This window comes from Rhizobium sp. 10N427, assembly GCF_056394605.1.
Map to the genome: position 1 here is coordinate 399,294 of NZ_JBFTID010000002.1, position 25,312 is coordinate 424,605.

The 25,312-nt window shown below is 61.8% G+C and carries 32 protein-coding genes and 1 tRNA gene; 13 read left to right on the plus strand and 20 right to left on the minus strand.

Features of this window, described 5'->3' with window-relative positions; all coding sequences use genetic code 11:
• Nucleotides 1–88 precede the first annotated feature (88 nt).
• Nucleotides 89–1,348 (plus strand): AGE family epimerase/isomerase, encoded by a 1,260-nt coding sequence (locus tag AC1DIJ_RS06395; protein WP_112386935.1) that lies wholly within the window; start codon nt 89–91, stop codon nt 1,346–1,348.
• A 44-nt stretch (nt 1,349–1,392) separates the two neighbouring features.
• On the opposite strand, the gene AC1DIJ_RS06400 is transcribed toward AC1DIJ_RS06395, so the two are convergent.
• The 4 genes from AC1DIJ_RS06400 to AC1DIJ_RS06415 form a co-directional block, all read right to left on the minus strand.
• The gene (locus tag AC1DIJ_RS06400; RefSeq protein WP_112386934.1) at nt 1,393–1,881 is read right to left on the minus strand and encodes a heme-degrading domain-containing protein; all 489 of its coding nucleotides are present in this window, start codon (nt 1,879–1,881) and stop codon (nt 1,393–1,395) included.
• Nucleotides 1,882–2,033: 152 nt separating this feature from the next.
• Nucleotides 2,034–2,435 (minus strand): DUF4174 domain-containing protein, encoded by a 402-nt coding sequence (locus tag AC1DIJ_RS06405; protein WP_112386933.1) that lies wholly within the window; start codon nt 2,433–2,435, stop codon nt 2,034–2,036.
• 100 nt (nt 2,436–2,535) lie between these two features.
• Entirely contained in the window at nt 2,536–2,916 is a 381-nt protein-coding gene (locus AC1DIJ_RS06410) for a BRA0787 family protein (RefSeq protein ID WP_112386932.1), read from the minus strand.
• Between the two features lie 243 nt (nt 2,917–3,159).
• Nucleotides 3,160–3,906 (minus strand): SIMPL domain-containing protein, encoded by a 747-nt coding sequence (locus tag AC1DIJ_RS06415; protein WP_112386931.1) that lies wholly within the window; start codon nt 3,904–3,906, stop codon nt 3,160–3,162.
• Between the two features lie 153 nt (nt 3,907–4,059).
• Between AC1DIJ_RS06415 and AC1DIJ_RS06420 the strand changes: the two genes are divergently transcribed.
• Nucleotides 4,060–4,135, plus strand: a tRNA-Ile gene (locus AC1DIJ_RS06420).
• 323 nt (nt 4,136–4,458) lie between these two features.
• Here the strand turns inward: AC1DIJ_RS06420 and AC1DIJ_RS06425 are convergent.
• From AC1DIJ_RS06425 to AC1DIJ_RS06445, 5 genes are all read right to left on the minus strand, one after another.
• A complete protein-coding gene (locus tag AC1DIJ_RS06425; protein WP_112386929.1) occupies nt 4,459–6,183 on the minus strand; it encodes a peptidoglycan D,D-transpeptidase FtsI family protein in 1,725 nt (574 codons plus the stop codon).
• 181 nt (nt 6,184–6,364) lie between these two features.
• Nucleotides 6,365–7,909, minus strand: a complete 1,545-nt coding sequence (locus AC1DIJ_RS06430; protein ID WP_112386928.1) for a SpoVR family protein — start codon at nt 7,907–7,909, stop codon at nt 6,365–6,367.
• The gene (locus AC1DIJ_RS06435) at nt 7,906–9,180 is read right to left on the minus strand and encodes a YeaH/YhbH family protein (protein WP_112386927.1); all 1,275 of its coding nucleotides are present in this window, start codon (nt 9,178–9,180) and stop codon (nt 7,906–7,908) included. Before AC1DIJ_RS06435 ends, AC1DIJ_RS06430 begins: the two co-directional genes overlap by 4 nt.
• Before the next feature lie 18 nt (nt 9,181–9,198).
• A complete protein-coding gene (locus AC1DIJ_RS06440) occupies nt 9,199–11,142 on the minus strand; it encodes a PrkA family serine protein kinase (protein WP_112386926.1) in 1,944 nt (647 codons plus the stop codon).
• Between the two features lie 349 nt (nt 11,143–11,491).
• Nucleotides 11,492–11,743: a DUF982 domain-containing protein gene (locus AC1DIJ_RS06445; RefSeq protein ID WP_162702681.1), complete on the minus strand. Its 252-nt coding sequence runs from the start codon at nt 11,741–11,743 to the stop codon at nt 11,492–11,494.
• Nucleotides 11,744–11,938: 195 nt separating this feature from the next.
• Here AC1DIJ_RS06445 and AC1DIJ_RS06450 point away from each other — a divergent pair, with 195 nt between their 5' ends.
• Nucleotides 11,939–12,079, plus strand: a complete 141-nt coding sequence (locus AC1DIJ_RS06450; protein WP_162698677.1) for a hypothetical protein — start codon at nt 11,939–11,941, stop codon at nt 12,077–12,079.
• A 3-nt stretch (nt 12,080–12,082) separates the two neighbouring features.
• On the opposite strand, the gene AC1DIJ_RS06455 is transcribed toward AC1DIJ_RS06450, so the two are convergent.
• Nucleotides 12,083–12,328, minus strand: coding sequence for a BON domain-containing protein (locus tag AC1DIJ_RS06455; protein WP_162702682.1), 246 nt, complete (start codon nt 12,326–12,328; stop codon nt 12,083–12,085).
• 176 nt (nt 12,329–12,504) lie between these two features.
• Between AC1DIJ_RS06455 and AC1DIJ_RS06460 the strand changes: the two genes are divergently transcribed.
• Nucleotides 12,505–13,092 carry a hypothetical protein gene (locus AC1DIJ_RS06460; protein ID WP_112386923.1) on the plus strand — a complete coding sequence of 196 codons (588 nt, stop codon included), beginning with the start codon at nt 12,505–12,507 and terminating at the stop codon, nt 13,090–13,092.
• 23 nt (nt 13,093–13,115) lie between these two features.
• Nucleotides 13,116–13,334: a hypothetical protein gene (locus AC1DIJ_RS06465; protein WP_112386922.1), complete on the plus strand. Its 219-nt coding sequence runs from the start codon at nt 13,116–13,118 to the stop codon at nt 13,332–13,334.
• A gap of 25 nt (nt 13,335–13,359) precedes the next feature.
• Here AC1DIJ_RS06465 and AC1DIJ_RS06470 read toward each other — a convergent pair whose 3' ends face one another.
• Nucleotides 13,360–13,542, minus strand: a complete 183-nt coding sequence (locus AC1DIJ_RS06470) for a hypothetical protein (RefSeq protein ID WP_112386921.1) — start codon at nt 13,540–13,542, stop codon at nt 13,360–13,362.
• A gap of 204 nt (nt 13,543–13,746) precedes the next feature.
• Between AC1DIJ_RS06470 and AC1DIJ_RS06475 the strand changes: the two genes are divergently transcribed.
• A complete protein-coding gene (locus tag AC1DIJ_RS06475) occupies nt 13,747–13,998 on the plus strand; it encodes a DUF2188 domain-containing protein (RefSeq protein WP_112386920.1) in 252 nt (83 codons plus the stop codon).
• Nucleotides 13,999–14,038: 40 nt separating this feature from the next.
• Entirely contained in the window at nt 14,039–14,371 is a 333-nt protein-coding gene (locus AC1DIJ_RS06480; protein ID WP_112386919.1) for a hypothetical protein, read from the plus strand.
• A gap of 3 nt (nt 14,372–14,374) precedes the next feature.
• Here AC1DIJ_RS06480 and AC1DIJ_RS06485 read toward each other — a convergent pair whose 3' ends face one another.
• A complete protein-coding gene (locus tag AC1DIJ_RS06485; RefSeq protein WP_112386918.1) occupies nt 14,375–14,863 on the minus strand; it encodes a GAF domain-containing protein in 489 nt (162 codons plus the stop codon).
• Nucleotides 14,864–15,014: 151 nt separating this feature from the next.
• Here AC1DIJ_RS06485 and AC1DIJ_RS06490 point away from each other — a divergent pair, with 151 nt between their 5' ends.
• From AC1DIJ_RS06490 to tsaA, 4 genes are read left to right on the plus strand one after another with little or no spacing between them, the layout of a single operon-like run.
• Entirely contained in the window at nt 15,015–16,049 is a 1,035-nt protein-coding gene (locus tag AC1DIJ_RS06490) for an iron ABC transporter substrate-binding protein (RefSeq protein ID WP_112386917.1), read from the plus strand.
• Nucleotides 16,046–17,083 carry a FecCD family ABC transporter permease gene (locus AC1DIJ_RS06495; RefSeq protein ID WP_477831351.1) on the plus strand — a complete coding sequence of 346 codons (1,038 nt, stop codon included), beginning with the start codon at nt 16,046–16,048 and terminating at the stop codon, nt 17,081–17,083. Before AC1DIJ_RS06490 ends, AC1DIJ_RS06495 begins: the two co-directional genes overlap by 4 nt.
• The gene (locus AC1DIJ_RS06500) at nt 17,080–17,862 is read left to right on the plus strand and encodes an ABC transporter ATP-binding protein (protein ID WP_112386916.1); all 783 of its coding nucleotides are present in this window, start codon (nt 17,080–17,082) and stop codon (nt 17,860–17,862) included. Before AC1DIJ_RS06495 ends, AC1DIJ_RS06500 begins: the two co-directional genes overlap by 4 nt.
• Nucleotides 17,863–17,874: 12 nt before the next feature.
• Nucleotides 17,875–18,399 (plus strand): tRNA (N6-threonylcarbamoyladenosine(37)-N6)-methyltransferase TrmO, encoded by a 525-nt coding sequence (gene tsaA / locus AC1DIJ_RS06505; RefSeq protein ID WP_112386915.1) that lies wholly within the window; start codon nt 17,875–17,877, stop codon nt 18,397–18,399.
• Between the two features lie 11 nt (nt 18,400–18,410).
• On the opposite strand, the gene AC1DIJ_RS06510 is transcribed toward tsaA, so the two are convergent.
• On the minus strand, nt 18,411–18,620 hold the full coding sequence (locus tag AC1DIJ_RS06510; RefSeq protein WP_112386914.1) for a TOBE domain-containing protein: 210 nt from the start codon (nt 18,618–18,620) through the stop codon (nt 18,411–18,413).
• A 110-nt stretch (nt 18,621–18,730) separates the two neighbouring features.
• Between AC1DIJ_RS06510 and AC1DIJ_RS06515 the strand changes: the two genes are divergently transcribed.
• Nucleotides 18,731–19,141, plus strand: a complete 411-nt coding sequence (locus tag AC1DIJ_RS06515) for an NUDIX hydrolase (RefSeq protein WP_477831352.1) — start codon at nt 18,731–18,733, stop codon at nt 19,139–19,141.
• 57 nt (nt 19,142–19,198) lie between these two features.
• Here the strand turns inward: AC1DIJ_RS06515 and AC1DIJ_RS06520 are convergent, their stop codons facing one another.
• Genes AC1DIJ_RS06520 through AC1DIJ_RS06530 form a run of 3 tightly spaced genes read right to left on the minus strand, consistent with a single transcriptional unit; the run spans nt 19,199 to nt 21,441 of the window.
• The gene (locus AC1DIJ_RS06520) at nt 19,199–19,549 is read right to left on the minus strand and encodes a hypothetical protein (RefSeq protein ID WP_112386912.1); all 351 of its coding nucleotides are present in this window, start codon (nt 19,547–19,549) and stop codon (nt 19,199–19,201) included.
• Between the two features lie 57 nt (nt 19,550–19,606).
• Nucleotides 19,607–20,275: a GntR family transcriptional regulator gene (locus AC1DIJ_RS06525; RefSeq protein ID WP_112386911.1), complete on the minus strand. Its 669-nt coding sequence runs from the start codon at nt 20,273–20,275 to the stop codon at nt 19,607–19,609.
• On the minus strand, nt 20,272–21,441 hold the full coding sequence (locus tag AC1DIJ_RS06530) for a DUF2325 domain-containing protein (RefSeq protein WP_162705947.1): 1,170 nt from the start codon (nt 21,439–21,441) through the stop codon (nt 20,272–20,274). The genes AC1DIJ_RS06525 and AC1DIJ_RS06530 overlap by 4 nt, the downstream gene beginning before the upstream one ends.
• A 313-nt stretch (nt 21,442–21,754) precedes the next feature.
• Between AC1DIJ_RS06530 and AC1DIJ_RS06535 the strand changes: the two genes are divergently transcribed.
• Nucleotides 21,755–22,015, plus strand: a complete 261-nt coding sequence (locus AC1DIJ_RS06535) for a hypothetical protein (RefSeq protein WP_112386909.1) — start codon at nt 21,755–21,757, stop codon at nt 22,013–22,015.
• 450 nt (nt 22,016–22,465) lie between these two features.
• Here AC1DIJ_RS06535 and AC1DIJ_RS06540 read toward each other — a convergent pair whose 3' ends face one another.
• From AC1DIJ_RS06540 to AC1DIJ_RS06555, 4 genes are all read right to left on the minus strand, one after another.
• Nucleotides 22,466–22,771 (minus strand): hypothetical protein, encoded by a 306-nt coding sequence (locus tag AC1DIJ_RS06540; protein WP_112386907.1) that lies wholly within the window; start codon nt 22,769–22,771, stop codon nt 22,466–22,468.
• A gap of 105 nt (nt 22,772–22,876) precedes the next feature.
• Nucleotides 22,877–23,299: a secondary thiamine-phosphate synthase enzyme YjbQ gene (locus AC1DIJ_RS06545; protein WP_112386906.1), complete on the minus strand. Its 423-nt coding sequence runs from the start codon at nt 23,297–23,299 to the stop codon at nt 22,877–22,879.
• 64 nt (nt 23,300–23,363) lie between these two features.
• A complete protein-coding gene (locus AC1DIJ_RS06550) occupies nt 23,364–23,717 on the minus strand; it encodes a DUF1428 domain-containing protein (protein ID WP_112386905.1) in 354 nt (117 codons plus the stop codon).
• A gap of 89 nt (nt 23,718–23,806) precedes the next feature.
• Nucleotides 23,807–25,030 (minus strand): MFS transporter, encoded by a 1,224-nt coding sequence (locus tag AC1DIJ_RS06555; protein WP_112386904.1) that lies wholly within the window; start codon nt 25,028–25,030, stop codon nt 23,807–23,809.
• Nucleotides 25,031–25,312 lie beyond the last annotated feature (282 nt).

Consider the following 25,312-nt stretch of genomic DNA (forward strand, 5'->3'; position numbering starts at 1 on the left):
CCATTTGCAAGCCCCGGCGGATGACAGACTCGGCGGACCCCTATATAGGCGTTCCGCAAAGCTTTGTGCACGAATTCGGAGGAGTAGCATGGCACTCGCAACTGGCGGCACCGCCCTCGGCAATTGGACGAACCGCGCCTATCACCGGAACTGGCTTCTCGCCCAGGCAAACGGCCTCTTCGACTTCTTCCAGCACAATTCCATCAATCCGAAGGGCGGCTTCTACGATCTCGATGATCAGGGCAAGCCGCTGGATGCCGAAGGACAGGTGCGCAGCATCCACATCGCCGCCCGCTCCGTGCATTGCTTTACCCTCGGCGCGCTGTTAGGCCGCCCCGGCGCATCCGATGCCGTCGACCACGGCATGGATTATCTCTGGAACCACCACCGCGACCGCAAGAACGGCGGCTATTTCTGGTCTTTGGACAACAACGGCCCTGTCGATTCCAACAAGCAGGGCTATGGCCACGCCTTCGTGCTGCTCGCCGCCTCCTCTGCCAAGACCATCGGCCATCCGCTCGCCGACGGCATGATCGCCGATATCACCGAAGTGCTGAACACCCGCTTCTGGGAAACCAAGCACGGCGCCATCGCCGAAGAGTTCACCGCCGACTGGCAGCCGCTCGATGGCGGCAACTACCGCGGCCAGAATTCCAACATGCATCTGACCGAAGCGCTGATGGCCGCCTTCGAGGCAACCAGCGACCGCGAATACCTGACCAAGGCCGAAAGCATCGCCGATCTCGTCATCCGCCGTGCCGCCGGTTCCGTCGGCTGGCGCGTTGCCGAGCATTTCGGCGCCGATTGGCAGCTCGACAAGAATTACTACCACCCGAACGAGATGTTCCGCCCTGCCGGCACCACGCCCGGCCATTCGCTGGAATGGTGCCGCCTCATCCTGCAGCTCTGGGTGCTCGGCGGCAAGAAGCAGGACTGGATGCCGGAAGCCGCACGCGGCCTGTTCTCACAGTCGATCGCACTCGGCTGGGACAACGACAAAGGCGGCTTCTTCTATACGCTCGACTGGGACGACAAGCCCGCCAAGCGCAACAAGCTCTGGTGGCCGGTCTGCGAAGCGGCCGCTGCGGCGCACTTCCTCAACGAGCATCAGCCGAGCGATTTCCACGAGGAAAGCTACCGCAAAGTCTGGAACCTCATCGAGCGCCGCTTCATCGACCACAAGAACGGCGGCTGGCACGAAGAACTGACGGAAGACCTCGTGCCCTCGCACAGCCTCTTCCCCGGCAAGGGCGATATCTATCACGCCCTGCAGGCCTGCCTGATCCCGCTCTTCCCGGCCACCGGCAGCATCACCAAGGGCATCATCGAAGCCGGCGGCAAGATCTGAAAGGCATCTGCCATTCCCGCTCCGGCGGGAATGGCTTTCCGGCATTAGCCAAGCCGGAGCGAATCCAGATCCTTGGCCAGTATCAGCGCCAGCGCCTCGACCGCGAGATTGTGGTCGTCGCGCTGCGGCAGGCCCGAAACGGTCACCGCGCCGATGCAGCCCGTGCCCTTCACATTGATCGGAAAGCTGCCGCCATGGGCGGCGTAATCGGCGCTCGAAAGCCCGTTGGTCTCGATCGTCTTGCCGTCCGATTTCAGCTTCAGGCCAGAGGCATAACTGCTCTTCGAATAGCGGAAGACCATATTGCGCTTGCGCCTCACCCACTGGACGTTGTCAGGGGTGACGCCCGGCAGCGCCGCATAGAACACCGGCATGGAATGCAGCGACACATCGATCGCCACGCCGAGGCCACGCTCTGTCGCCAACTCCTGCAGGAGCTTGCCGAGCTGCCAGGCAGTCGTCAGGTCGAAACTGTCGAAGGCCAGCACCTTTTCCTGCTCGGCAATGCGAACCAGATCGTCCTCGATGGTCATGACAAGCAATCCTCTTCCGATACAAACAATCGGAAGAGAACATCCGCAGGCTGCGGAAAAAAGTAAAGCGAAATCGTAGTGATAGCTGTTGGTGCGGCATCGGCGATAGTGGCTGGCGCGGCATCACGCCGGTGCCGCGTACGAGCTCCTCGTCAATGCGGCATCGTTGCAAGCGACCCGATGATCTCTTCCGGCCGCATCGGCTCGCTGGCGCGCAGCTTAACCTTGCCGTCGCGGTCGATCAGGATCAGCCCGAACTCGCCCGGCTGCGGACCATCGAGATCCTCGCGCAGTTCGTCGGCATCGAGATCGTGCGGATCGTCGAACAGCGGAAACACCCCGCCGCCGGCGACATTGAAAACCTCGATGTCTTCCTCGATGAAGCGCATATGCGCCTTGCGCAGCAGATCGTCCTGCCTGCTGGCGCGGTCGTCCTCGGCATCGGCAAATACCAGGAGAACGCGTTTCTTGCCGGCGAACTGCCTGAGGCATCGCGGCGCCGGCAGTTTATGCGGCGCCGTTCCCATGATTTCCCGTACGAATGATTTCAGCATGATGCCCGTCCTTCCTATCACCATCAACGGCTGGAAGCGTGAGCGGTTCCCGTTGCAGGGATGGGATCGCCGCGTGGCAGCGATCCCGAGCCTTCTGAGGCTATTCGCAGGATTCGCGCGCTGCGCGTCCCTCGATGGCGACGACATCGGTCACGCCATTGGCGAGAAGCCGTTTACGGACGAGAACGCGCATGACGCGCGCCGCCGTCGAAAACGTCATCTGATCGAGCGGCCCCTCGCCTTCCCAAGGCTTGGTGAGCCGTTCGGTGACGGCGCCGACGATATTCCGCGGCACGATGTCATCGCATTCGCGCATGGCTTCGAACACCATGCTGATCGGCAGGACCTTCCCTTCGAAGGTCACGATCGGTTCCGTGAGTTCCGTATCCCATTCTTCGAAGGCATAGAGCGCCTCGCGAAAGAGTTCCTGAAGGGTGAACGGGGCGTGTCCGTTGTGAAGTGGCGGCAAGGCATTCGTCATGTCTGTCTCCTCTTGGCAGGGATGAAGCCATTTCCTCCTCATCGGCCGGGTACAATGCGGAAAACAGAACTCGGGTTCCCTCGCGCGGCCGAATAACACGATCGATTTTATAGTGTAACAGTCGCGTGATAAAGCGATTTATGCCCGGGGCTCTCTGCAAGCGCCTGCCGGAAACAGACAAGCCGTTGATATCGCTCAGGATACCAACGGCCATTTTTTGACACCGGAAAGCGATGTTAGCGCTTACTGCTCAAGCGCGAAGGTGACGTTGACGGTTACATTATAGGTATTTTCGCCGCCCTGAACCGGCACGGAGGAATCGGCGGCCTCCTTCATCATCGCGGCGCGATAGACCGGCTGCGGCATCGGCCGGCCGCTGTTTTCGGTGATTTCGATGATCCGGCCGAGCTTGACGCCGGCCGCCTGCGTCAGCGTCTTCGCCTTCTTCAGCGCCGAGGCGACAGCATCCTTGCGGGCTTCATCGATCACGCCCTCGGGCTTGTCATTGGTGAAGGAAATATCGCCGCCCTGATTGATACCGAGCGTCACCGACTGGTCGATGATGGCGCCGAGCTTGGAGAGATCGCGCACCCGGACCGTGATGCCGTTCGACACCTGGTAGCCGATCAGCTCCGGCTGCTTCGGCTGGCCGTCGCTGCTCTGTGGATAGTTATATTGCGGCTGCACCGAAAAGCCCGATGTCTGCAGGTCCTTCTCGGCGATCCCGCCCTTCTTCAAGGCGGCCAGCACGTCGGCCATCGCCTTGTTGTTCTCGTCGAGCGCCTCGCGCGCCGTCTTCGCCTGCTTGACGACCGAGAGATTGATGACCGCCATATCTGGCGCCACCGAAGACTGCCCGTCCCCCGAAACGGTGATGACCGCCTCGCGCGGTTTCGAATCATCGGCCAAAGCCGCCGCCGTCACCGGCAAAACGGCCGACGCGGTCATCAAAAGGCCGAGCACAAGCTTTGTAGAATTCCGCAGCGCCATGATTCACTCCTTGGTTGTCGCTACCCCTTTCCCTTCTTTGGCGTTTGATTGTGAAGCTATTGCGGCAACGTCTTGTCGCTGCATCCGAATTACGCTAGAGCGAAACCGCTGCGGGGAACCATTGCCCCGAAGCCAGCGCAGGCATCTGCGCAAGGGCCTGTAGCTCAATGGTTAGAGCCGGCGGCTCATAACCGCTTGGTTGGGGGTTCGAGTCCCTCCGGGCCCACCATGTTCTCTCTTTTCCGTTGTCCCGAGAAGACGCTCGATAGCAAGGCCGTCACCACGGCGACGGACGGCCAGGGAAGCCTTCGACGAATTTCTGGCGACGATTGCCCGGGATGGCATCGCCTCGTTCGTCGAGGATAACGACATCTCGGTGCATTGAAGCCCGCCGCACTTTTCTTCGGCAGGCGCCCACTCCCACCTTGCGCCGCAGGAAGGATGCTATAAATCCTGCCTGAGAACGCGACTGCCATTAACTTTAGAATGGGGTCGGGCGGCCGATTGACGTCACGCTGCTGCCACGAGATCACGTGGCCGTTCTTCGGCCCCTCAATAGCCCGCCAGCAAATTCTGCCCGAAATCCGGCTCGACGCCGAGCAACGGTGCCGTCCGCGCGATGATGTCGTGCACCATCGGGGCGGCCGTTTCAGCGGCGAGGTTCAGGTTGTGCACCCCTGTCAGCGGCTGGTCGATGAAGGACAGCACGACATATTTCGGATTGCTCATCGGGAAGGCGGCGAGGAACGAGTTGAAGCTCAGCTTGTGCGAATAGACGCCGTTGATGACCTTGTTGGCCGTCCCCGTCTTGCCGCCCACATGAAAACCCGGAACATCGGCGGCGCGGCCGGTGCCCTGCTCGCCGTTCAGGCGAAACAGGTAGCGGATCGTGTCGCTGGTGCTCTTCTTGACCACCTGCGTTTCGGTCTTTTCCGCCTCTTCCTGCGTGCGCGGGAAGAAGGTCGGCTCGATCAGCTTGCCGTCGTCGATCAGCGCTGCACCCGCGACCGCCGTCTGCATCGGCGTCGTCGCAACGCCGTGGCCGAAGGCGATGGTGATCGAATTGATCTTCTTCCAGACCTTCGGCTGGCTCGGCGCCTTCACTTCAGGCAGTTCCGTCTGCATCCGTGACAAGAGGCCGAAGCGCGTCAGGTAGTCTTTCTGGATATCCATGCCGACCTTGTCCATCATCCGGGCGGTGCCGATGTTGGACGAGTAGCGGAAGATTTCCGGGATCGACAGCACGCGGCGCGGCACGTCGCGGTCGTCATGGATGGTGAAGCCGCCATAATGCAGCGGCGCGCTGGCATCGAAACTGTCGCTGAGCTTCACCGTTCCGGTGTCGATCGCCATTGCGATCGAGAAGGTCTTGAACACCGAGCCCATCTCGTCGGTGCCGTTGCTCATGCGGTTCAGCCAGCCCTCGCCGCCGGTCGCCTTCGGATCGTTCGGATCGAAATCCGGCGCCGAGGCCATGGCGATCACCTCGCCCGTGTGGATATCGAGGATGACGGCGCCGGCCGCCTTGCTCTGATAGGTGGTCAGCGCGTCGGAAACGACGTCGTGAACGATGTTCTGGGCGCGGATATCGATCGACAGCTTCACCGGCTCCAGGCTGTTATCACTGGCAAGCCCGGTCGAGGCAAGGTCCGACATTCCCTGGTTATCGAGATACTTCTCCATGCCGGCAACGCCGTGGTTGTCGATATCGACATAGCCCAGAATATGCGCGGCCGTGCGCCCCGCCGGGTAGAAGCGCTTCACTTCCGGCCGGAAGCCGATCGCAGGCAGACCGAGCGCCAGAACCTCGCTCTGCTGCTTCGGCGTCAGTTGGCGACGCAGCCAGGTGAAGTGCGATTTGCGGTCGGAGAGCTTCTGGTAGAGCGATTTGCGGTCGAGATCAGGGAAGACCTGCGTCAGCTTTTCCACCGCCTCGTCGGCATCGACGACATGAATCGGCTCGGCAAACATCGAGACGGTGCGCACATCCGTCGCCAGCACCTGTCCGTTGCGATCGACGATATCGGGGCGCGAAGCAACGATGGCGTTCGGCGGAATGCTCGACGTCTCATCGTCGGTCAGCATCGCGTAATAGACGAGCTTTCCCGACATTGTCGAAAAGACGAGCAGCAGCGCACCCGCGAGCGTGAAGATACGCGATCGCGTCTGCTTGTCCCGGCGATGGCTGGCCCCGCGGCTGTTGGCGCGGGATCCGGAGCCGAACGTCAGTCTGACGACCCGGCCACTTCTGGAGGTAACGGCATGAATAATAGACATGGGCTATGCACATTGCGGAGGATGAAGCCGGCGCGCCTCTTTCCGCACATGAGACCAGCTAGCGCCGGTAAGGCTAACAGACCCTTAATCCGGATTATGGATTGTCATATTTCAACCGCCTGCTACCGCCAGAGGCCGCAGACGCGCGGCACGATCACGAGAACGTGATCGCCCTGACGGCTCAGAACAGCTTGCCGCGCGGGCTTGCATGATGCTCGGCGATGACGGCATCGCTGCCGTCGATCTCCTGCAGCAGCACGTCGTAGCCCCAGAGATCGGCGAGGTGCTGGAGGACGAGCTTGGTGTCGTTTTCCTGCAGCATCCAGTCGTTGGTGACCTTGTGCTGGACCAGCAGGCGCCGGTCGCCGGCCAGATCGACGTCGACGATCTCGATGCCCGGATCCGTCCAGCCGATATCATATTCGCGGGAGAGCTGGCGGCGGATGCGGCGGTAACCGCGTTCATCGTGGATCGCCGAGACCAGGATTCCCTCCTCCTGCTCCGGATCGTCATAGAGGTGGAAGAGCCTGAGCTGGCGGATGAGATTGGGGCTGAGGAACTGGCTGACGAAGCTCTCGTCGCGGTAATCGGCCCAGATGCCGCGCAGCACGCCCATGACATCACCGCGCCCGGCAATATCGGGGAACCAGGCGCGATCCTCCTCTGTCGGGTTGGTGACGATCCGCTCGATGTCCTGCATCATCGCAAAGCCGAGCGCATAGGGGTTGAAGCCCGAGAAGCGGCGGTCGTCATAGGTCGGCTGGAACACCACGTTGGCGTGGGATTTCAGGAATTCGAGATAGTTTCCGTCCGACAGATGCCCCTTCTCGTGCAGCCGGTTCATGATCCGGTAGTGCACATAGGTGGCGGTTCCCTCGTTCATCACCTTGGTCTGGCGCTGCGGATGGAAATATTGCGCCACGTGGCGGACGATGCGCAGGATCTCGCGCTGCCAGGGTTTTAGTCGCGGTGCGGATTTTTCGAGGAAATAGAGGAGATTGTCCTGCGGCAGGCCAAGGGCTGCCCGCCGGCGCTCCAAATCGACATTGGCGGCCGTTGCCGTCTTGCCTGCCGGCACCGTGCGCCAGAGATCATTGAAGATCTGCTCTTCGTGGCGTCGGCGCTCTTCCTCGCGCTTCTGCTCCTCGCGCAGATTGAGCTTCACCTTGCCAGCGTGCCGGTGGACACCGTGAGACATCAGCGCATGCGCCGCATCGAGCGTCCGCTCGACGGCGATCTCGCCATAGCGCTCCTCGCAGCGGGCGATATAGCCCTTGGCAAAATCGAGATAATCGAGAATGCCCTCGGCATCGGTCCAGAGCTTGAAGAGATAGTTGTTCTTGAAGAAGTGGTTATGGCCGAAGGCGGCATGGGCGATGACCAGCGTCTGCATCGTCGCCGTGTTCTCCTCCATCAGGTAGGAGATGCAGGGCGACGAGTTGATGACGATCTCATAGGCGAGATCGCGCATGCCGCGCCGGTAGAAAGCCTCGTGATGGGCAAAATGCTTGCCGAACGACCAGTGGCGATAGAAGAGCGGCATGCCGGTCGAGGAATAGGCGTCCAGCATCTGCTCCGAGGTGATCACCTCGATCTGGTTGGGATAGACGTCGAGGCCGAGCTCCTTGAGCGCGATCTCCTCGCAGGCATCGTGAATGCGTTGCAGCGTCGGGAAGTCCCAGTCCGATCCGTCGAAAAGCAGCCTTTCCTTCACCGCAGCCGTCATGGCGCCACCCTTTCGCCCTCGCGTTTCTGGAAGAGATCGTGGAAGACGGGGAAGATCTCGTTCTTCCGGCAGACCTTGCGCATCGATAGTGGCAGCGCCTCGGCTCGGATGCTGTCGTAAAGCTGCCAGAGGGGCGAGCGCGACACCGAGGAGTCGCCGCTTTCCTCGTCAACCTCGATATAGGCGAAGTACTGGCAGAGCGGCAGGATCTCATGGCGCAGCAGCTGCCCGGTCGTCGAACCGTCCGAATAGGAATTGTCGCCGTCGGACGCCTGGGCGGCATAGATGTTCCACTCGGCCGGATCGAAGCGGGCGGCAATGATCTGGCGCATGCAGGCGAGCGCGCTGGAGACCAGCGTACCGCCAGTCGCGGGACCATAGAAGAAGGTCTGTTCGTCGACCTCCTCAGCCCGGTCCGTATGACGGATGAAGACGATCTCCACCTTCTTGTAGCGCTGCGACAAGAACAGATAGAGCAGCAGATAGAAGCGCTTGGCGAGATCCTTCATATGCTCCGACATCGAGCCTGACACATCCATCAGGCAGAACATCACGGCTTTCGCCACCGGCTTCGGTTCATCCTCGAAGCGGCGGTAGCGCACGTCGAGCGGGTCGATATAGGGAATGCGCTTGCTCTTTTCGGTGAGCGACTTCAGCTCGGCCGTCAGCGCGATCTTCTTCTCCTCGTCGTCGGTCTCCTCGATCTCCCGCTTCAGCGCCTCGATCTCGTCGGTGCGCGGACGCTTCAGCGCGATGCGGCGCATCATGGCAAGCCGCGTGGTGCGCCCGACAGCGATGTTGGATGGAGAGCCCGAGACGGAGAACCCCGTCCGCGCCGGGCTGAATTCCTCAGTCTCGCTGAGGCGGCGCTTGGCGAGATCGGGAAGCTCGAGATCATCGAGGAAGACGTCGAGGAACTCCTCGCGGGTCAACACGAAACGGAAACTGTCTTCCGCTTCGCCCTCGCCCGCTTCCTTCGGCTTTCCGCCGCCGCGGCCGGGCGGCCGCGGAATGATGTCGCCTTCGACGAAGGCTCTGTTGCCGGGCAGCACCTGATCGCTGATGCCGCCCTCGCCGCGCCGGAAGCTCGGCTCGGTCATCCCGTCGATGGGCAGGCTGATCTCGCCGCCATCGAGCACATCACGGATGCTCCGGTTCTGCAGCGAGCGTTTTACCGCTTGCTGCACGGCGCTCTTGGCACGCCGCAGGAACCGTTGACGATTTTCCAGACTTTTACCGCGCGGATTCAGCCGGCGGTCGACGATGTGCATGTTGGCTCCAGTTTTACATTAACCCGCCTGTTTGACGCGCATGTACCACTCCACCAGGCGGCGCACCTGCCGCTCGGTATATCCGCGCTCCGTCATCCGGGACACGAATTCGCTGTGCTTCTTCTCGCTCTCGCCATCCTTCTTCGAGCCGAAGGAGATGACCGGCAGCAGATCCTCGACTTGCGAGAACATGCGCTTCTCGATCACTTCCCGGATCTTCTCATAGCTCGTCCAGGAGGGGTTCTTGCCGGTGTTATTCGCCCGCGACCGCAAGCAGAACTTGACGATCTCGTTGCGGAAGTCCTTCGGATTGGCGATGCCGGCAGGCTTCTCGATCTTCGTCAGCTCCTGGTTCAGGAGCTCGCGGTCGAGAAGCTGGCCGGTGTCGGGATCCTTGAAATCGACGTCCTCGATCCAGGCATCGGCATAATCGACGTATCGGTCGAAAAGGTTCTGGCCGTAGTCGGAATAGGATTCCAGATAGGCTTTCTGGATCTCGTTGCCGATGAACTCCGCATAGCGCGGCGCAAGATCGGCCTTGATGAACTCCATGTAGCGTTTCTCGGTATCGTCAGCGAACTGCTCCCTGCGGATCGCCTGTTCCAGCACATACATCAGATGCACCGGATCGGCGCCGACCTCGCTCGTATGGTGGTTGAAGGTCGAGGCGAGGATCTTGAAGGCGAAGCGAGTCGAGACCCCATCCATGCCCTCATCGACACCGGCCGCATCCTTGTATTCCTGGACGCTTCTGGCGCGCGGATCTGTTTCCTTCAGGCTCTCGCCGTCATAGGCCCGCATCTTCGAGAAGTAGGTCGAGTTTTCATGCTTGCGCAGCCGCGACAGAACCGAGAAGCGGGCCAGCATTTCGAGCGTGCCGGGTGCGCATGGCGCATCGGCCAGTTCGGATCCCTCGATGAGCTTGTCGTAGATCTTCTCTTCCTCGGTCACCCGTAAACAATAGGGAACCTTGATGACGCAAATGCGGTCGATGAAGGCCTCATTGTTCTTGTTCGCCTTGAAGGTCTGCCATTCCGCTTCGTTCGAGTGGGCGAGAATGACGCCGGAGAACGGAACCGCGCCGATATTCTCGGTGCCGATATAGTTGCCCTCCTGCGTCGCCGTCAGCAACGGATGCAGCATCTTGATCGGCGCCTTGAACATCTCGACGAATTCGAGAATGCCCTGGTTGGCCCGGTTGAGGCCGCCGGAATAGGCGTAAGCATCGGGGTCGTTCTGCGAATAGTGCTCGAGCTTGCGGATATCGACCTTGCCGACCAGCGAGGAAATGTCCTGGTTGTTCTCGTCGCCCGGCTCCGTCTTGGCGATGCCGATCTGGCGAAGCCGCGACGGCTGCATCCGGACCACCCGGAACTTGGAGATATCGCCGCCGAATTCATCGAGGCGCTTCAGGCACCACGGGCTCATCAGCCCGGTCAGCCGCCGCGTCGGGATGTTGTACTGCTCCAGCAGCATCGGGCCCATGATCGCGGGATCGAAGAGGTTGAGCGGGCTTTCGAAGACCGGGCTGACATCGTCGCCGGCTTTCAGCACATAGATCGGATGCACTTCCATCAGCTGCTTCAGCCGCTCTGCGAGCGACGACTTGCCGCCGCCGACCGGGCCGAGCAGATAGAGGATCTGCTTGCGTTCTTCGAGACCTTGGGCGGCATGTCGGAAGAAGGACACGATCCGCTCGATCGTCTCTTCCATGCCGTAGAAACCAGTGAAGGCAGGATAGGTTCGGATGGTGCGGTTCATGAAGATCCGCCCGAGGCGGGCATCCTTCGAACTGTCGACCATCTCAGGTTCGCCGATCGCCGCGAGCAGCCGCTCGGTGGCGTTGGCATAGGCCATCGGATCTTTCTTGCAGAGGGTCAGATAGTCGGCGATCGACATATCCGTTTCGCGTCGCGCTTCGTAACTCCTCGCAAACGCATCGAACAACGATTCATTCAGCATGGGGCCTCCATTGCGGGTTGTGCCACAGCCTCCGGAGTGCCCGATCACGTCACACGTGATCTTGCATCCCATTGGGAATCAATATGTTTCGTGAATTGATAGGACACCTGACGGTCAACCATTTCAATGCACGTTTACGTGCATTCACCGAAGTCGAGGGTCGTACCAAACTATCTGCTATATTAGCGAATTACGCCGTCGAGCGGTATCGGAAAATTTGGGGACATGACATATCCGTCAAAAAGGTGTGTTATTTCGCCACTGATTCTTTTGGCGTATTACCGACTCTGCCGCGCAGGTTTTTCGCAATGCACTCGGTTATTTTTGCGCCGCACAATCACCAGAAGGCTTAGGCCGCTACGTTTATGTGGATATGTGCCTCGTTTGCCGCATCGATGAATGCGCGCCGCGCGGTGGCGGGCTGCTTCTTTCCACGAATCGACAGCAGGCACATTCTGATTGCCCGGTCATAGGCCTCGCCGTGATCGACCGGCCACTCCTCCATCAGATAGGCCGCCGCGTCATAGGTATTCTCGACCGTGCGAAGGCCGAGATGCGGAAGGCGAAGAGCGACCGGATTTTCCCAATAGTTCTTGTCCATCGTGAACACCTCCTGCATGGTTAACGGCGCAGGCGCGCATTTGGTTTTCATCGGTTGGCATGTGTGGTTTACGCTTCGTTTGCCGATCGCCTCTATGGTGTCGCGCCATGGCACACCGGAAAATCGCCGGAGGTTCGCGCTGAGCGGGAACTTTACGCTTCCGCATGTGTTTTTGCTTGAACGGGGAATAGTCAGATGTTGCTAAAGTCGCCGGTGTTCCGCATATCCGTTTTGGCCATCATCATGGCGGGGCTGGTCGTACTCAACCCCTTCGGGCGCAACCTCGGCGACCCGGTGACCACGGGAAGCATTCCCGCGGCGTCCCCGGTGCATTGAACCTCAGAGCGTTCTGACAAGGTTGCAGACATGCGCGCCGACGATCGATCGGGCGATTTCGCCGGCTTTTTCGATCACCGACGTGCTTGGTGCCGTCCCTTCGAGAAAGATCGTGCCGGCCTCTTCGACGACTTCGATATGGGCATCTTCCATACCAACGCCGTAGGCGATTGCAGAAGAGACACTCTCGGCCGCTCCGGCGAGCGTGGCGCCGACAAGCCGGCTTGATTGAATGAATGAGCTGAACATCGTCGTGTTCCTCCTGTGATGGTGAAACGCACAACGGCGCATTCCGTTCATCTAGCATTCATCTTTGTGCAGAAGATGGCAGCCGGGAACAAAGCCGAACCCGCACCGTTAGCCGGAAAGGAACGCCCGGATGCCACGCATGGCGCGCGGGACCGGGTAACCGGAGGAAAACGGCAATGGCAAATCTCTACAATGACAATGCCCCGGCTGGCACGCTGGGTTCCGCCTACAACACGCTGACGGCCTTTTTCGACAGCCGCGCCGATGCAGACCGCGCCGTCGCGCGGCTGAAGGATGCAGGCGTCGCCGATGAAAGCATCCGCTTTATGCCTGGCTACGAAGCGGACCCGGAAGCCGCCGCCAGAGCCGGCGAACGCTCGGGCTTCTGGGCAGCGCTCGAAGACTGGTTCTTCCCGGATGACGATCGCGAAACCTATGCCGAGGGCCTGCGCCGCGGCGGCTTCCTGATTTCGGTCAGTGTCGGCGATGCGCTCTATGACACCGCCCACGACATTCTCGATGACGAAGGCAGCATCGACATGGACGAACGTGCCGACATGTGGCGCAGCGACGGCTGGGAGGCCCGCAACAGCAGCTTTGCCGGCAGCGCCAATAGCGGCCGCGCTGCCGACGATCTTTCGACGTCAGAGCAGGCCATGCCGGAGGAAAGCCCGGTCGGCAGCCGCGATCCCGATCACAGCTCGCCGCGGGTGCGCGCCTATCATTTCGACCAGATGGCGCAAGGCTATCGCCGCGACCACTGACGTGAAGGGGGGGAGGCCGCCGAATGCCGGCCTCCCCTGCTTGGCAGTCAGACGAGACGCGCTATCTCACCCGCATTGGAAACCGGGAGTTCGGCATGAGCGACAAGAAGAAATCCGACGAGGAACAGAAGACCGACAAGGAGCAGGACGACTATCTGGAAGAAGCCCTGGAAGAAACCTTCCCGGCCAGCGATCCGATAGCACCCGGCCATACCGGCAAGAAGCCGTCGGACAAGAAATAGCCTGCCGGCGATAGAAAGAGAAAAACTATTGAGCGCTGACGCGATCAGCGGTGGCGTCAGCGTCTTCGGCCGGAACATGGCCGTTATTGGTGACCTCGTCGGCAACCGCCGACAGATCGATGTTACCCCAGATCGACTTTTCCTTGCTGCGATCGACGCGGCGGGACGATTTGACTTCTACGATGAACGGCTTCGATTGAGCGCGCATAAATGTCCTGTCGAAATATGTTGATGCGAATCTTTCAACGCACTCAGCCTACGAAGCGTTCCATCACCGTGCAAGACGGCCCTCACCGCTTATCCAGCCCCGCGCACGCCTCATCCTCAGGAACCGGCAGCACCGCCAAGCGTTGATCCCTGTGCATGGCAGCTGCCCCGAAAAATCAATATTAAACGCTTGAAGGAAAAACCGATGTCGATTACCTACCACGTCGGCGAACATGACGAGGCCTGGGCTTACCGCTTGGGCGATGTCTGGTCAGAAGCCTTTCCAACTCACGAACTCGCATTGGCCGCGGCAAAGCAAGCCGCAGAGCGGCAACAGCTTGGCGGTCAGGATGCGGAGATTACCTTTCAGCGTGCGGATGGCACGTGGGCAACAGAGCGTGTGAGCGGTGGTGACCGCCCGCAGGCTGATGTCGTCGATGATGCGCCGGACACATAATGCAGATCAATAAAAGGCTTCGGCCGAAAAAGACGACGGAATGACCCTGAAAGAACGTTTCTTGAAATCGCAGCACGCGTGGATGATCGGCGCCTGCTACTCCTCGAAGCACCCGGACTTCTCGCGTTATGGCGGCATCGACGTGGCTGTCGCGCCGCGCTGGCGTGAATCCCCGGATGCCTTCATCAACGACATGATGGACAGCCTCCCCCGGCGCCTGGCCGAGCGCCAGTTGGCGCTACGCAACCCGCGCCGCCCCTTCGAGCCGGGCAATGTGGAATGGGTGTTTACAAGCAAGCATCGCGGCCTTCGTGCGCCTGACGGCGCCAGACCGGGTACCGGCTCCTCTCTCAGCCGCCAGCGGCGGATGTGACAATCAGAAGCTCGCGGCGATGAAAATTTCCGCGAGCTTTTCGATTCCGGCCTGATCTTCGGAATCGAAGCGCGACGGCACCGGGCTGTCGAGATCGATGACGCCAAGCACGCGTCCCTCATGGATCACAGGCACGACCAGCTCCGAGCGCGACGCGGCATCGCAGGCGATATGCCCCGGAAACGCATGCACGTCCTCGACGACCACTGAAGCCTTGCGCTCGACGGCTGCGCCGCAGACACCCTTGCCGACCGGGATGCGCACGCAGGCAGGCTTGCCCTGGAAGGGACCAAGCACCAGTTCGTTTTCCTGCTTCAGAAGATAGAAGCCTGCCCAGTTCAGCTCCGGCATCATCTGGTACATCAGCGCCGACGTATTGGCGGCATTGGCGATCATGTCGCTCTCTCCCGACAGCAGCGCCTCGAGCTGCTGTGCAAGCTCGCGGTAGAATTCCGCCTTGCTGGTGGTGTCGATCGTCGCTGACTGGAACATGGGAAACCCGCCTTTTCGTTGCCGCAGATATAGTCCCGGCCACCGCCCGGCTTCAAGGGCAAGGAAGCAAAGGTTCGGCATCGCGGAGATATTCCAACAGATATAACGCTATGCCATAGTGCGGCTCCGATCCAACGAGCCAGCTCTTCCCATGAAGCTTTTTACCGCCCTTCTCGTCGCTGCCTTCAGTCTTCTCGCCGCAGGCGCCGACGCCCGCGTCATCACCGATGCGGCGGGCCGCAAGGTCGAGATCCCGGACAAGGTGAGCCGCGCGCTGGCCGCTGGCCCTCCGGCATCGGTTCTGATTTACGTCCTGGCGCCGGATAAGCTGACGGGCTGGGTGCGCCAGCCGGGTGATGCCGAAAAGGCCTTCCTGCTGCCATCGGTCCGCGATCTGCCCGTTTTCGGTCAGCTGACCGGTAAGGGCGGAACCGCCAATATGGAAGCGGTGCTCGCCGCCAAGCCCGATATCATCATCGATGTCGGCACCGTCAATCCGACCTATGCGTCGCTCGCCGACAAGGTGCAGGCCCAGACCGGCATCCCCTATGTGCTCGTCGATGGCAGTTTTGCCCGAAGCGCCGAAACGCTGCGCCAGACCGGCGAGATCCTCGGCGTCACCGAACGCGCCGCCAAGCTTGCCAACTACGCATCGACGGCAATCGGCGGGCTGAACGCCAGGCTGGCCGCCATTCCACAGAGCGACCGGCCGCGCGTCTATTACGGCCGTGGCCCCGAAGGTCTGGAAACCGGCCTGGCGGGCTCGATCAATCTGGAGATTCTCGAAGCCGCCGGCGCGGCCAATGTCGCGGCGGCTGCCGGCAAGGGCGGACTGACGCAGGTTTCGCTCGAACAGATCCTCTCCTGGAAGCCGGACACCATGCTCGCCGCCTCCGGAAAATTCGCGGCCAGCGTCAAGACCGATCCGCTCTGGGCCGGCCTCGATGCCGTCAAGAACGGCCGCGTCTTCGTCACGCCCAGCCTGCCCTTCGGCTGGTTCGATTCCCCGCCGGGCATCAACCGGCTGATCGGCATCGCCTGGCTGGAGCGCCTCTTCTACCTGACAGTCTTCACCGGCGATCTCAAAGCCGAGGTCCGTGATTTCTTCAAGCTCTTCTATCAGGTCGACCTGACCGAGGATCAGCTCGCAACGCTGCTGAAGGGCTCCGGCGTTTCGCCGCAATGATGGCCGCGCGGGATCAGAGCGAGGGAGCCGCGCCACCCGGCAATCGATGGCTCTGGCCCGGACTTGCCGGTCTGCTGCTGCTCGCCTTGCTGTCGATGATGACCGGCAAATATGGCGGCGGGCCACGGCCGCTGATCGAGGCGTTTACGGAGTTGGCCGGTGGAAAGGCCGGTGATCCCCTGCTTGCAACCGTCCTCTGGAACGTCCGCCTGCCCCGCGTTGCGGCCGCAATCGTCATCGGCGCAGCCCTTGCTGGGGCTGGCGCCACCTATCAGGGCATCTTCCGCAATCCGCTTGTCTCACCCGATATTTTGGGTGTCTCCGTCGGCGCCAGTCTTGGCGCGGTGCTCGGCATCTTTCTGTCGCTGCCGGTGCTCGCCATCCAGGCGCTCGCCTTTGCGGGCGGCCTGCTCGCCGTCGCCGCGGTCTATGCGGTCGGCGCTGCCGTGCGCCAGCGCGATCCAACGCTGACGCTGGTTCTGGCAGGCATCGCCATCCAGGCGCTGGTGGGTGCCGGCATCTCGCTGATCAAGATCCTCGCCGATCCCTATGACCAGCTCCCCGCCATCACCTATTGGCTGCTCGGCAGCATGACCGCCGTCACCCGCTTCGACGTGCTCTCCATCCTGCCTGCTGTACTGATCGGCCTCGTCCCACTCATCCTCCTGCGCTGGCGGATGAACGTCATGACGCTCGGAGACGAGGAAGCGCAGACGCTCGGCATCGATACCAAGAAAACCCGGCTGGCGCTGGTCTGCGGCGCCACGCTGATCACTGCGGCGACCGTCTCGGTCACCGGTATCGTCGGCTGGATCGGCCTCATCATCCCGCATATCGCCCGCATGCTTGCCGGGCCCGACTTCCGCAGGCTCCTCCCCGCATCGATGATCCTCGGCGCCGCCTATCTGCTGATCGTTGACATGCTGGCCCGCAGCATCGCCACCATCGAGGTGCCGCTCGGCATCCTGACGGCCGTGGTCGGCGCCCCCTTCTTCCTCTGGCTGCTGACATCGGGAAAGCGGGGCTGGCAATGAGTTTCGAGCTGAAATCGCTGACCTTCGGCTACTGCAACAGGGTGATCGGCAGCAACATCGACCTCGCGCTGAGATCGGGCGAGGTGCTCGCCCTGCTCGGCTCGAACGGCGCCGGAAAGACAACGCTCTTCAAGACCATGCTTGGATTGCTCCCGGTCAAGGCGGGCGAAATCCTGCTGGATGGCCGCCCGCTCTCGGGCTGGCCGCGACGGGAACGCGCTGCCCGCATCGCTTATGTGCCGCAAGCCCATGCCGCGCTCTTTCCCTTTACTGTGCGGGATGTCGTGCTGATGGGCCGTGCCGCCCGCATCGCTCCCTTCGCCATGCCTTCGCGGCAGGATCGCGTCATCGCCCAGGATGCGCTGGAGAGCGTCGGCATGGCGCCGCTTGCTACCAAGCCCTATACAGAAATCAGCGGCGGCGAGCGGCAGCTGGTGCTGATCGCCCGCGCCCTGGCGCAACAGCCGCAGATCCTGATCATGGACGAGCCCTCCGCCAGCCTGGACTACGGCAACCAGATGCGCCTTCTCGCCCATATCCGCCGGCTTGCTCGCCAGAACCTTTCGATCGTCCTGTCGACCCACAATCCGGATCACGCCTTCCTCACCGCCGATCGCGTCGCGCTTTTGAACGGCGGTTCGCTGACGGCACTCGGAACACCGGCTGACGTGCTGACGCCCGAGACGCTGAAAGAGCTCTACAATATCGACGTCGTCGTCGGCGCCCTCGACGGCAGCGCCCGCATCTGCGCTCCGCGCCTCGATCAATTTCCCGCCTAGAAAGGAAGAACCATGGTCCGCGAAAACGAATTACGGGAAAACGAGGTGGCGATCGAACCGCCGGAGGCAAGCGATGCCGGGCTGGTCTTCATCGGCCGCGTCCACACGCCCTGGACCTCGCGCATGGAAACGCCGCGCCAGGGCAGGCACGACGGACCGCTCTGCCGCATCGAGATTTTCGAGCCGTGGATTGCTGCGCTGAAGGGTGTCGATGCCTTCGAGCGGCTTGAGATCCTGTACTGGCTCGACCGCTCACGCCGGGATCTGGTGCTGCAGAGCCCGGCCAGCAACGGCAAGGTCCACGGCACGTTTTCACTGCGCTCCCCCGTCCGCCCCAATCCGATCGGCACCTCGATCGTCAAGCTGGAGCGGGTCGAAGACGGCATGCTCTTCGTGCGCGGCATGGATTGCCTCGACGGCACGCCGCTGCTCGACCTCAAGCCCGACCGGACGCTGTTCAAGCCGATCGCCCCTCCGCAGAAGGGCGACTACGAGACCGGCGATACCGGCACCGCAACCCACTGCCAGAAGGCGTGACCGGACGAATGTCAGTCGACGGCGACCATGACGTCCGAAGCCTTGACCACGGCATACGCCTCGGCGCCGGGTTTCAACCCGAGCTCATCGACGGCCTCGTTGGTGATCGACGCGGTGACGATGGCACCATTGCCGATATCGATACGGACATGCGCCGTCGTCGCGCCCTTGGTGACTTCGACAACCTTGCCCTTCAGACGGTTGCGCGCGCTGATTTTCATCCGATGTCCTCCCTGATTTGGCGAGACCTTAGACGGCCCGCACCATTCATGTCAAAAGCCGTGCGGATAGCCAGTGGATCGCTCGTGGCATCATGGAGGGGAAGGTAGTCGTGAAGGTGATACGGATCGCAGCGGCGCTGATTGCCGGCGAGAATGGCGACGTGCTGCTGGTGCGCAAACGGGGCAGCGCGGCTTTCATGCAGCCGGGCGGCAAGATCGATGGCGGGGAAACTGCGATTTCCGCGCTGGTGCGTGAGCTTGATGAAGAGATCGGCCTGCAAACGCATGAAGACCGACTTGAACCGCTCGGCACGTTCGAAGCGCTTGCGGCGAACGAACCGGATCACCGCGTTATCGCCGATCTCTTCCTGCTGGCCAGGCCTGCCGGGCCGATCGCGCCACGCGCCGAGATCGAAGAGATCCGTTGGATCGATCCGCACAACCCGGGAGACCTTCCGATGGCGGCACTCACAGCGGACCATATCCTGCCTTTCTGGCGCCAGCGGCTGGCAGGCACCTGAAGAGCGCGCAAAGAAAAGCCCGGCGCTGAGGCCGGGCCTTTGACTATTCGCTGATATTTACTGCGCCGAAGGTGCGGCCGGAGCCGGTGCTGCGGGTGCCGGAGTTGCTGGCGCTGGTGCGGCAGGAGCCGGAGCAGCGGCCGGTGGCGTTGCCGGAGCAGCCGGTTCGCTCGTTGCTGCCGGCGGAGTGGCCGGAGCAGCAGGAGCCGCCGGTGTCGTCGTGGTGCTGGTTTCGCCTGCAGGCGCCGTTGCCGGAGCCGGGCCGGAACGCGGCCAGTAGGATGCGGCCAATGCAATAATTACAATGACGGCCGCAATACCGATCCACATCGTCCAGGGCGAACGGCGATCGGCCACGGGCGGCGTGGTACGCAAATCAGGGTTTGGTCTGTTGAAATCATTTGTCATGGGTGTCCTCCTGTACGCGCTAAACGGAGAGCTGCGGCAAAAGGTTCCACTTTACCGCTAGGAGACGGCAGCAATGCCCTGCCTGCCGCGCCCCGCCCGCTCGCGTCCGCCTGCGGCACGCGCAGCGCAGAGCGCCCCTGCCCGGCTTGCATCACCGGCATCGATCGCCTCGGTGATCGCCCGCAGTTCGGCAAGCCGCTCGCCGCGCTTTCCGCCAGTCTTGCTGGAAAGCCGTCTCAGCATGATGACGCGTCCATTCAGCTGCCGGAAGAAGCCGGCTGCGACCTTGTTTCCGCATCCAGCCGCCAACAGCGAAAAGAACTCACTCTCCTTCATCAGCGCATCGCGCTCGTCCGCGGCAGCTTCCAGAGCGGCGAGAATGGCGTGAAGTTCGAGGACCTGCGCCTTCGTGGCATTGCGGGTAAAGCCCTCGCCGATCAGCCGTTCGAGTGCCTCGCGGGTTTCCTCTATTTCCCGCGCCTGCTGCATCTCGATCGCAATCACCGAGCGCCCGCGCCGCGCATTGATCAGCAACCCCTCGGCATCGAGATGCTGCAGCGCCTCGCGCAACACGGTGCGGCTGATGCCCATCTCTTCGCAGATCTGCCGCTCGATCAGTTTCTGACCGGGCTTCAGCGTGCCGAAAAGGATCGAGTTGCGCAGCGCATCCGTCACCTGCTCGCGAAGCGAGATGCTTCGCGGCAGGCTGAGCCCGAGATTGCTCATGCCGGCACTCTCCGGCTTTGCGGCCCGGTTGCGGCAAGGTCGCCGAGGGCGGCGATGAAGCTCGCAAGGCTGGCCGAGCGCAGCGGCATGAACGGCTTGCCGCTGTCCCGGCAGTGCCGCTTGACGATCCCGGCGGCGCTATGGCTGACACAATCGACCGGAAACAGCGTCACCGACGTCTGCGCGATCAGCCCGGGAAGCAGCGATGTGCTTTCTTCGACGCCGCCGTCGTGAAACAGCAGCCCGATGCCCGCCTGCTCGGCAAGCAGCCGCAACCGCTCGAAAAGGTTCCGCCGCCCGCCGACATAGAGAAGCGTGATGCCGGATTGCGCAGCAGCAGACGGCGCGTCTGCATCCCCGTCATCGAGCAGCGCTCGCTCAAGACCGGCATTTTCACGCAGCAGCGCCAGATTTTCCCGGGCCAGCGCCGCCGCGCGTTTGCCGGCCGCCAGTGCCTGCGCTTCGCTCTCGTCAAGCCGCCGCTCCAATGCCTCGGCCCGCTCACGCGCCGCCTGCAGCTTCTCGATCAGCGCGGCATTGACACCATCACCATGCTCCGCCGCCACATTCACGGCCTTGGCGCGAAGCACGACCTCCTCAAGCGCGTCGACCCGGCGCTGCAAGGCACTCCGTTCCTCAGAAGACCGGCGTAGCTGCGCTTCCTGCCGGGCAATCTTCTCGTCCTTCAGGGCAAGCTCGGTCTGCAGCGCGCGTAGCCGGGCGATATCCAGGCGGCTGGAACTGCCAACGAGATGCGACAGCATATGCACCTCGCCGAAGACATCCTGCAGCAAGCCGTGATCGGCAGCTGGATGGCTGATCACCGCCCAATAGGCGCCGGAAATTTCTCCCTCCTCCATGCAGGTATTCCAGAGCGTGCGAAGCTCCGCTGCGGTGCCGAGCCGCGCGAAGCGCTTCAGAACAGCCTCATGGCGCCGGTCGAGCGCCTTGTTCAAAAGCTTGCCGGCCAGATCGCGCTGGCCGGCAGCGCGGACGCCGCGGCTGTGCAGCGCATGATCGCTCGCCGTCTTCGCATCGATATCGCCGAGCTTGGCGATGACCTGCCGCAATTCGCCGGCCGTCAGGCATGTGCCGATGATCGAGCAATGGAAGGTTGGCGAAATCTCCCAGGTCTTCCGCCTCTGCATCTTTACGGAAACACCCACCAAGCGATCGCCTCCCGAAAGGAGAGTCAGTTCGCTGGAGAAGCTCTTCTGCGGTCGGTTGTAATGGGCCAGAGGCGGCATCGTGAACTCGAAGCGTTATATTCAGAGAAATATGACGCTATCACCAAGGGCATGGAACGGACAAGCGCTTCGGGCAGCTCCTTCACATCGCGAAGGCCGAAATTGTTCGTCCTCTCCACCATAAATTTCCGTAACAGCCTGTCCCGCAAGGTGACGGTGCCGCGCAGATGCGGCCGGAACCTCTGGCTGCACCCGCCGTTCCCTCTGCATCGCTAAACGGAGGTATTCGATAATGCGAAAGATGATTTGTGCTACGATGGCTGCAGTGGCAGCATTGAGTTTCAGCGTTCCTGCCATGGCCGAGACGGTCGTGGTCAAGAAGCGCGTCTATACCGAAGACCGCGGCGAAGTCCGCCCGGATATCAGGATCAGCGACCGCGGTGTCGCGATTGGCGCCTACCGCGAGCGGGATCGCGATCGCTGCGTGACCAAGAGCATCACCCGCGATGACGGCGAGCGCACCGTCACCAAGACGATCAGGCACTGCCGCTAAAAATCACCAAGGAGACCCGGCCGAAGCGGAGCCCGGGTCTCCCGACAATCAGAACATCTCCGCATCGCCCCACGGGAGGGAACCATGTCTGACCAGCTGCCGATGTTCATCCTGCAATCGATCGCAGTCTTCGGGCTCGTGGGAGCCCTGTTCATCCGGGCGTGAAGCCCTGAATTCCGGCGGCTATCAGCATTCTTGATACCAGCATCAGAATCAATGAAGCAAAAGCGTACCGGAATAGACAAAAGTGTCCTTTGCAACCGTACCGCGGAGTACTAGATAACTCCCCGTCGCCTCTTCTTTTCCCCGAGGCGGCCTAGAACTCAGCCTCGCTCGTGCGAGGCTTTTTTCGTTTTGGGCAATAAAAAACCGCCCTTGCCGCGATCCGGGGAGACTTTGGCAAAGGGCGGTTCTGTGGCGCCGCATCGGGGAGACCGGCGCCTGCTACTGTTAGCGACGGATCAGCGGGCAACCGCGAACGTTCGCAAAGGTCATTCTATCAAGGCCACGGCGGTCACGGCCGGTAACGACGACGCGGCGCGGCGTAACGGCAGTGATACGCACATCGCGCAGGCCGCTCCAGCGCGCCTTGCGCACAGCTTCCATCGGCGAGCAACCGCGCATCGGCGGACGATACTGCACATCGACGACAGCGGCGCGGTCAGCACCGGCTGCGGAAGCCGCCGTGGTGCCGAACGGAATAGAAGCGATGGCAAGCAATGCTGCAAAGGAAGCCTTGGCAATAAAGGTGGTCATGGGGTTTTCCTCGTTTCATGTGGCGGTCGAAGCTCCCTTGCGGGGATGATTCGACAATAGAGAGCTAATTCTGAATGGTGTTCGAATTGCGCATTCAGTTTCGGTTCAGCCACTGAAATGAAACAGGATTTCGCGATGATGGGGCCGGTCGCGGTGTTCGAAAAGATAGATCCCCTGCCATGTCCCGAGCCCCAGCCGGCCATTGATCACGGGGATGCCGATCGACACCTGCGTCAGTGCCGACTTGATATGGGCGGGCATATCGTCGGGCCCTTCCATCGTGTGAACGACCCAGCGCATCGACGGATCGGATGTCGGCGGCACGAGGCGGGCGAAGAAGGCCTTCAGGTCGGTGCGCACATCGGGATCGGCATTTTCCTGGATCAGCAGCGAGCAGGACGTGTGCCGAACGAAGACGGTCAGCAGCCCCTCTTCCGCATCCTGCGCCCGCACGAAGGCCTCGGCCTCGCCGGTAAATTCATAGAGGCCCTGGCCGCGGGTTGCGACGGTGATCGACGTGACTGGCATGCGAAAGGCTCCGGTTATCAGCTCCGGGTCACCTGTCGCTCCGCATGCCCGATGTCAATGGCGTCTAGAGGCGCAGCAGCTCCTTGAAACCGCCATAGATCATCCGCTTGCCGTCGAATGGCATCTGCCACTTGTCGCCTTCCAGCCGGGGATCGGCCATCACCTTCTTGTTGATCTCGTCGCGCACCTCGCGGGACGGATAGAGGATCCAGGAAAACACGGCGATCTCGTCTTCCTTGAGATGCACCGCCCGCGGAAAAGACGTCACCTCGCCATAGGGTACGTCGTCGCCGACGCATTCGACATATTCGAGGGCGCCGAATTCCTTCCAGATCGCTCCGGCATAGGCGGAGAACTCCTTGTAGGCCTCGAGCTTGTCCTTCGGCACGGGAACGATGAAACCATCCACATAAGCCATGTCTCTTCCTCCTTTTCGTCTGTCGATGGACATAGGACGAATGACGCCCCGTCAAACCGACAGACCGGAAAAAGAAAAACGCGGACCGGCTATCCCTGCAGCGTCTTCACCTTGGCAAGGTCAGGGAAGAGCCGCGTCCAGAGCAGCACGACCACGATCGTGCCGACGCCGCCGATGATCCCTGCGGCGACCGGTCCCATGAAGCCCGCCAGCATGCCGGATTCGAATTCGCCGAGCTGGTTCGAGGTGCCGATGAACAGCGAGTTGACGGCGTTGACGCGGCCGCGCATCTCGTCAGGCGTCAGCAGCTGCACCAGCGAACTGCGCACCACGACGCTGACCGTATCGGACGCGCCGACGACCAGCAGTGCCATCACCGACAGCGCGATATTGGTCGAGACGGCAAACACGATCGTCGCCAAGCCGAACACGGCGACGGCAGCGAACATCTTCTTGCCGACATTGCTGCTCAGCGGACGCCGCGCCAGCACGATCGACATGGCAAGCGCGCCGATGGCAGGTGCTGCACGCAAGAGGCCAAGCCCCCAGGGACCGGCATGCAGGATATCGCGGGCAAACATCGGCAGCAGCGCCGTGGCGCCGCCGAGCAGAACCGCGAACAGATCGAGCGAGATCGTCCCCAGCATCACCGGCCGGCTCTTGATGAAGGACACCCCGGCAAACACCGAGGTCAGCGTCACCGGCTCGCGCTTCGATGGCGTCCAGCTCATGCGGATCGAGATGACGTTGATGCTGGCGGCCGTGAACATCACCGCCGAGACGGCAAACGGCGCCACCGGATGCGCGCCATAGAGCAGACCGCCGAGCGACGGGCCGATGATCAGCGCCGTCTGCATCATCGAAGTCGACGTGGCGACCGCCCGCTGCAGCATCGAGGATGGCACGATATTCGGCAGCAGCGCCGCCATCGTCGGCCGCTCGAAGGCGACAGTCGCGCCCATGATCGTCACCGCGACGAGAATCCCCGCCGGCGTCAGCCAGTCCTGCCATGTGGCGATCGCCAGCACCGCGGCGGTGACCGCCTCGATCAGCTGGCAGATCAGCCCGATCCGCCGCCGGTCGAACCGGTCTGCGACATGGCCGACGACGAAGGTCAGCACCACCATCGGCAGGAACTGGCAAAGCCCGACAAGCGCCAGCGCAAAGGCGCTATGCGTCTTGTCGTAAATCATCCAGCCCATCGCGATTGCGGCACACTGGAACGAAAGCGACGAGAAGACGCGCGAGGCGGCGAAATTGAGATAGCCGGGGTGCTTGAGAACGCTGTCCCGGGGAGCGTGAACTGTGTCCATTTGGAAACTTCCGGCCGGCGGAACCCACGGGCCATTGATAGGAATTTTATAAGCCCCTGTTCTGCCTCTATGAACCCGATGTCAACTGCGGCGAAAGTGCACTACCGATTTGGGGATTCGGGACGATTGTCCCGATCGCGACAAAGCATTTAAGCAATCGTTGAAAGAAAGCGCCATTGCGCCATATTCTGACGCAATCGGAATGGCGCTTGCACGCCCTGTGCAGGCTCAATGTGCTTGCTGGCAGACGCGGTGCTGCCAGCGCCCGGGTTCACGTTGCAC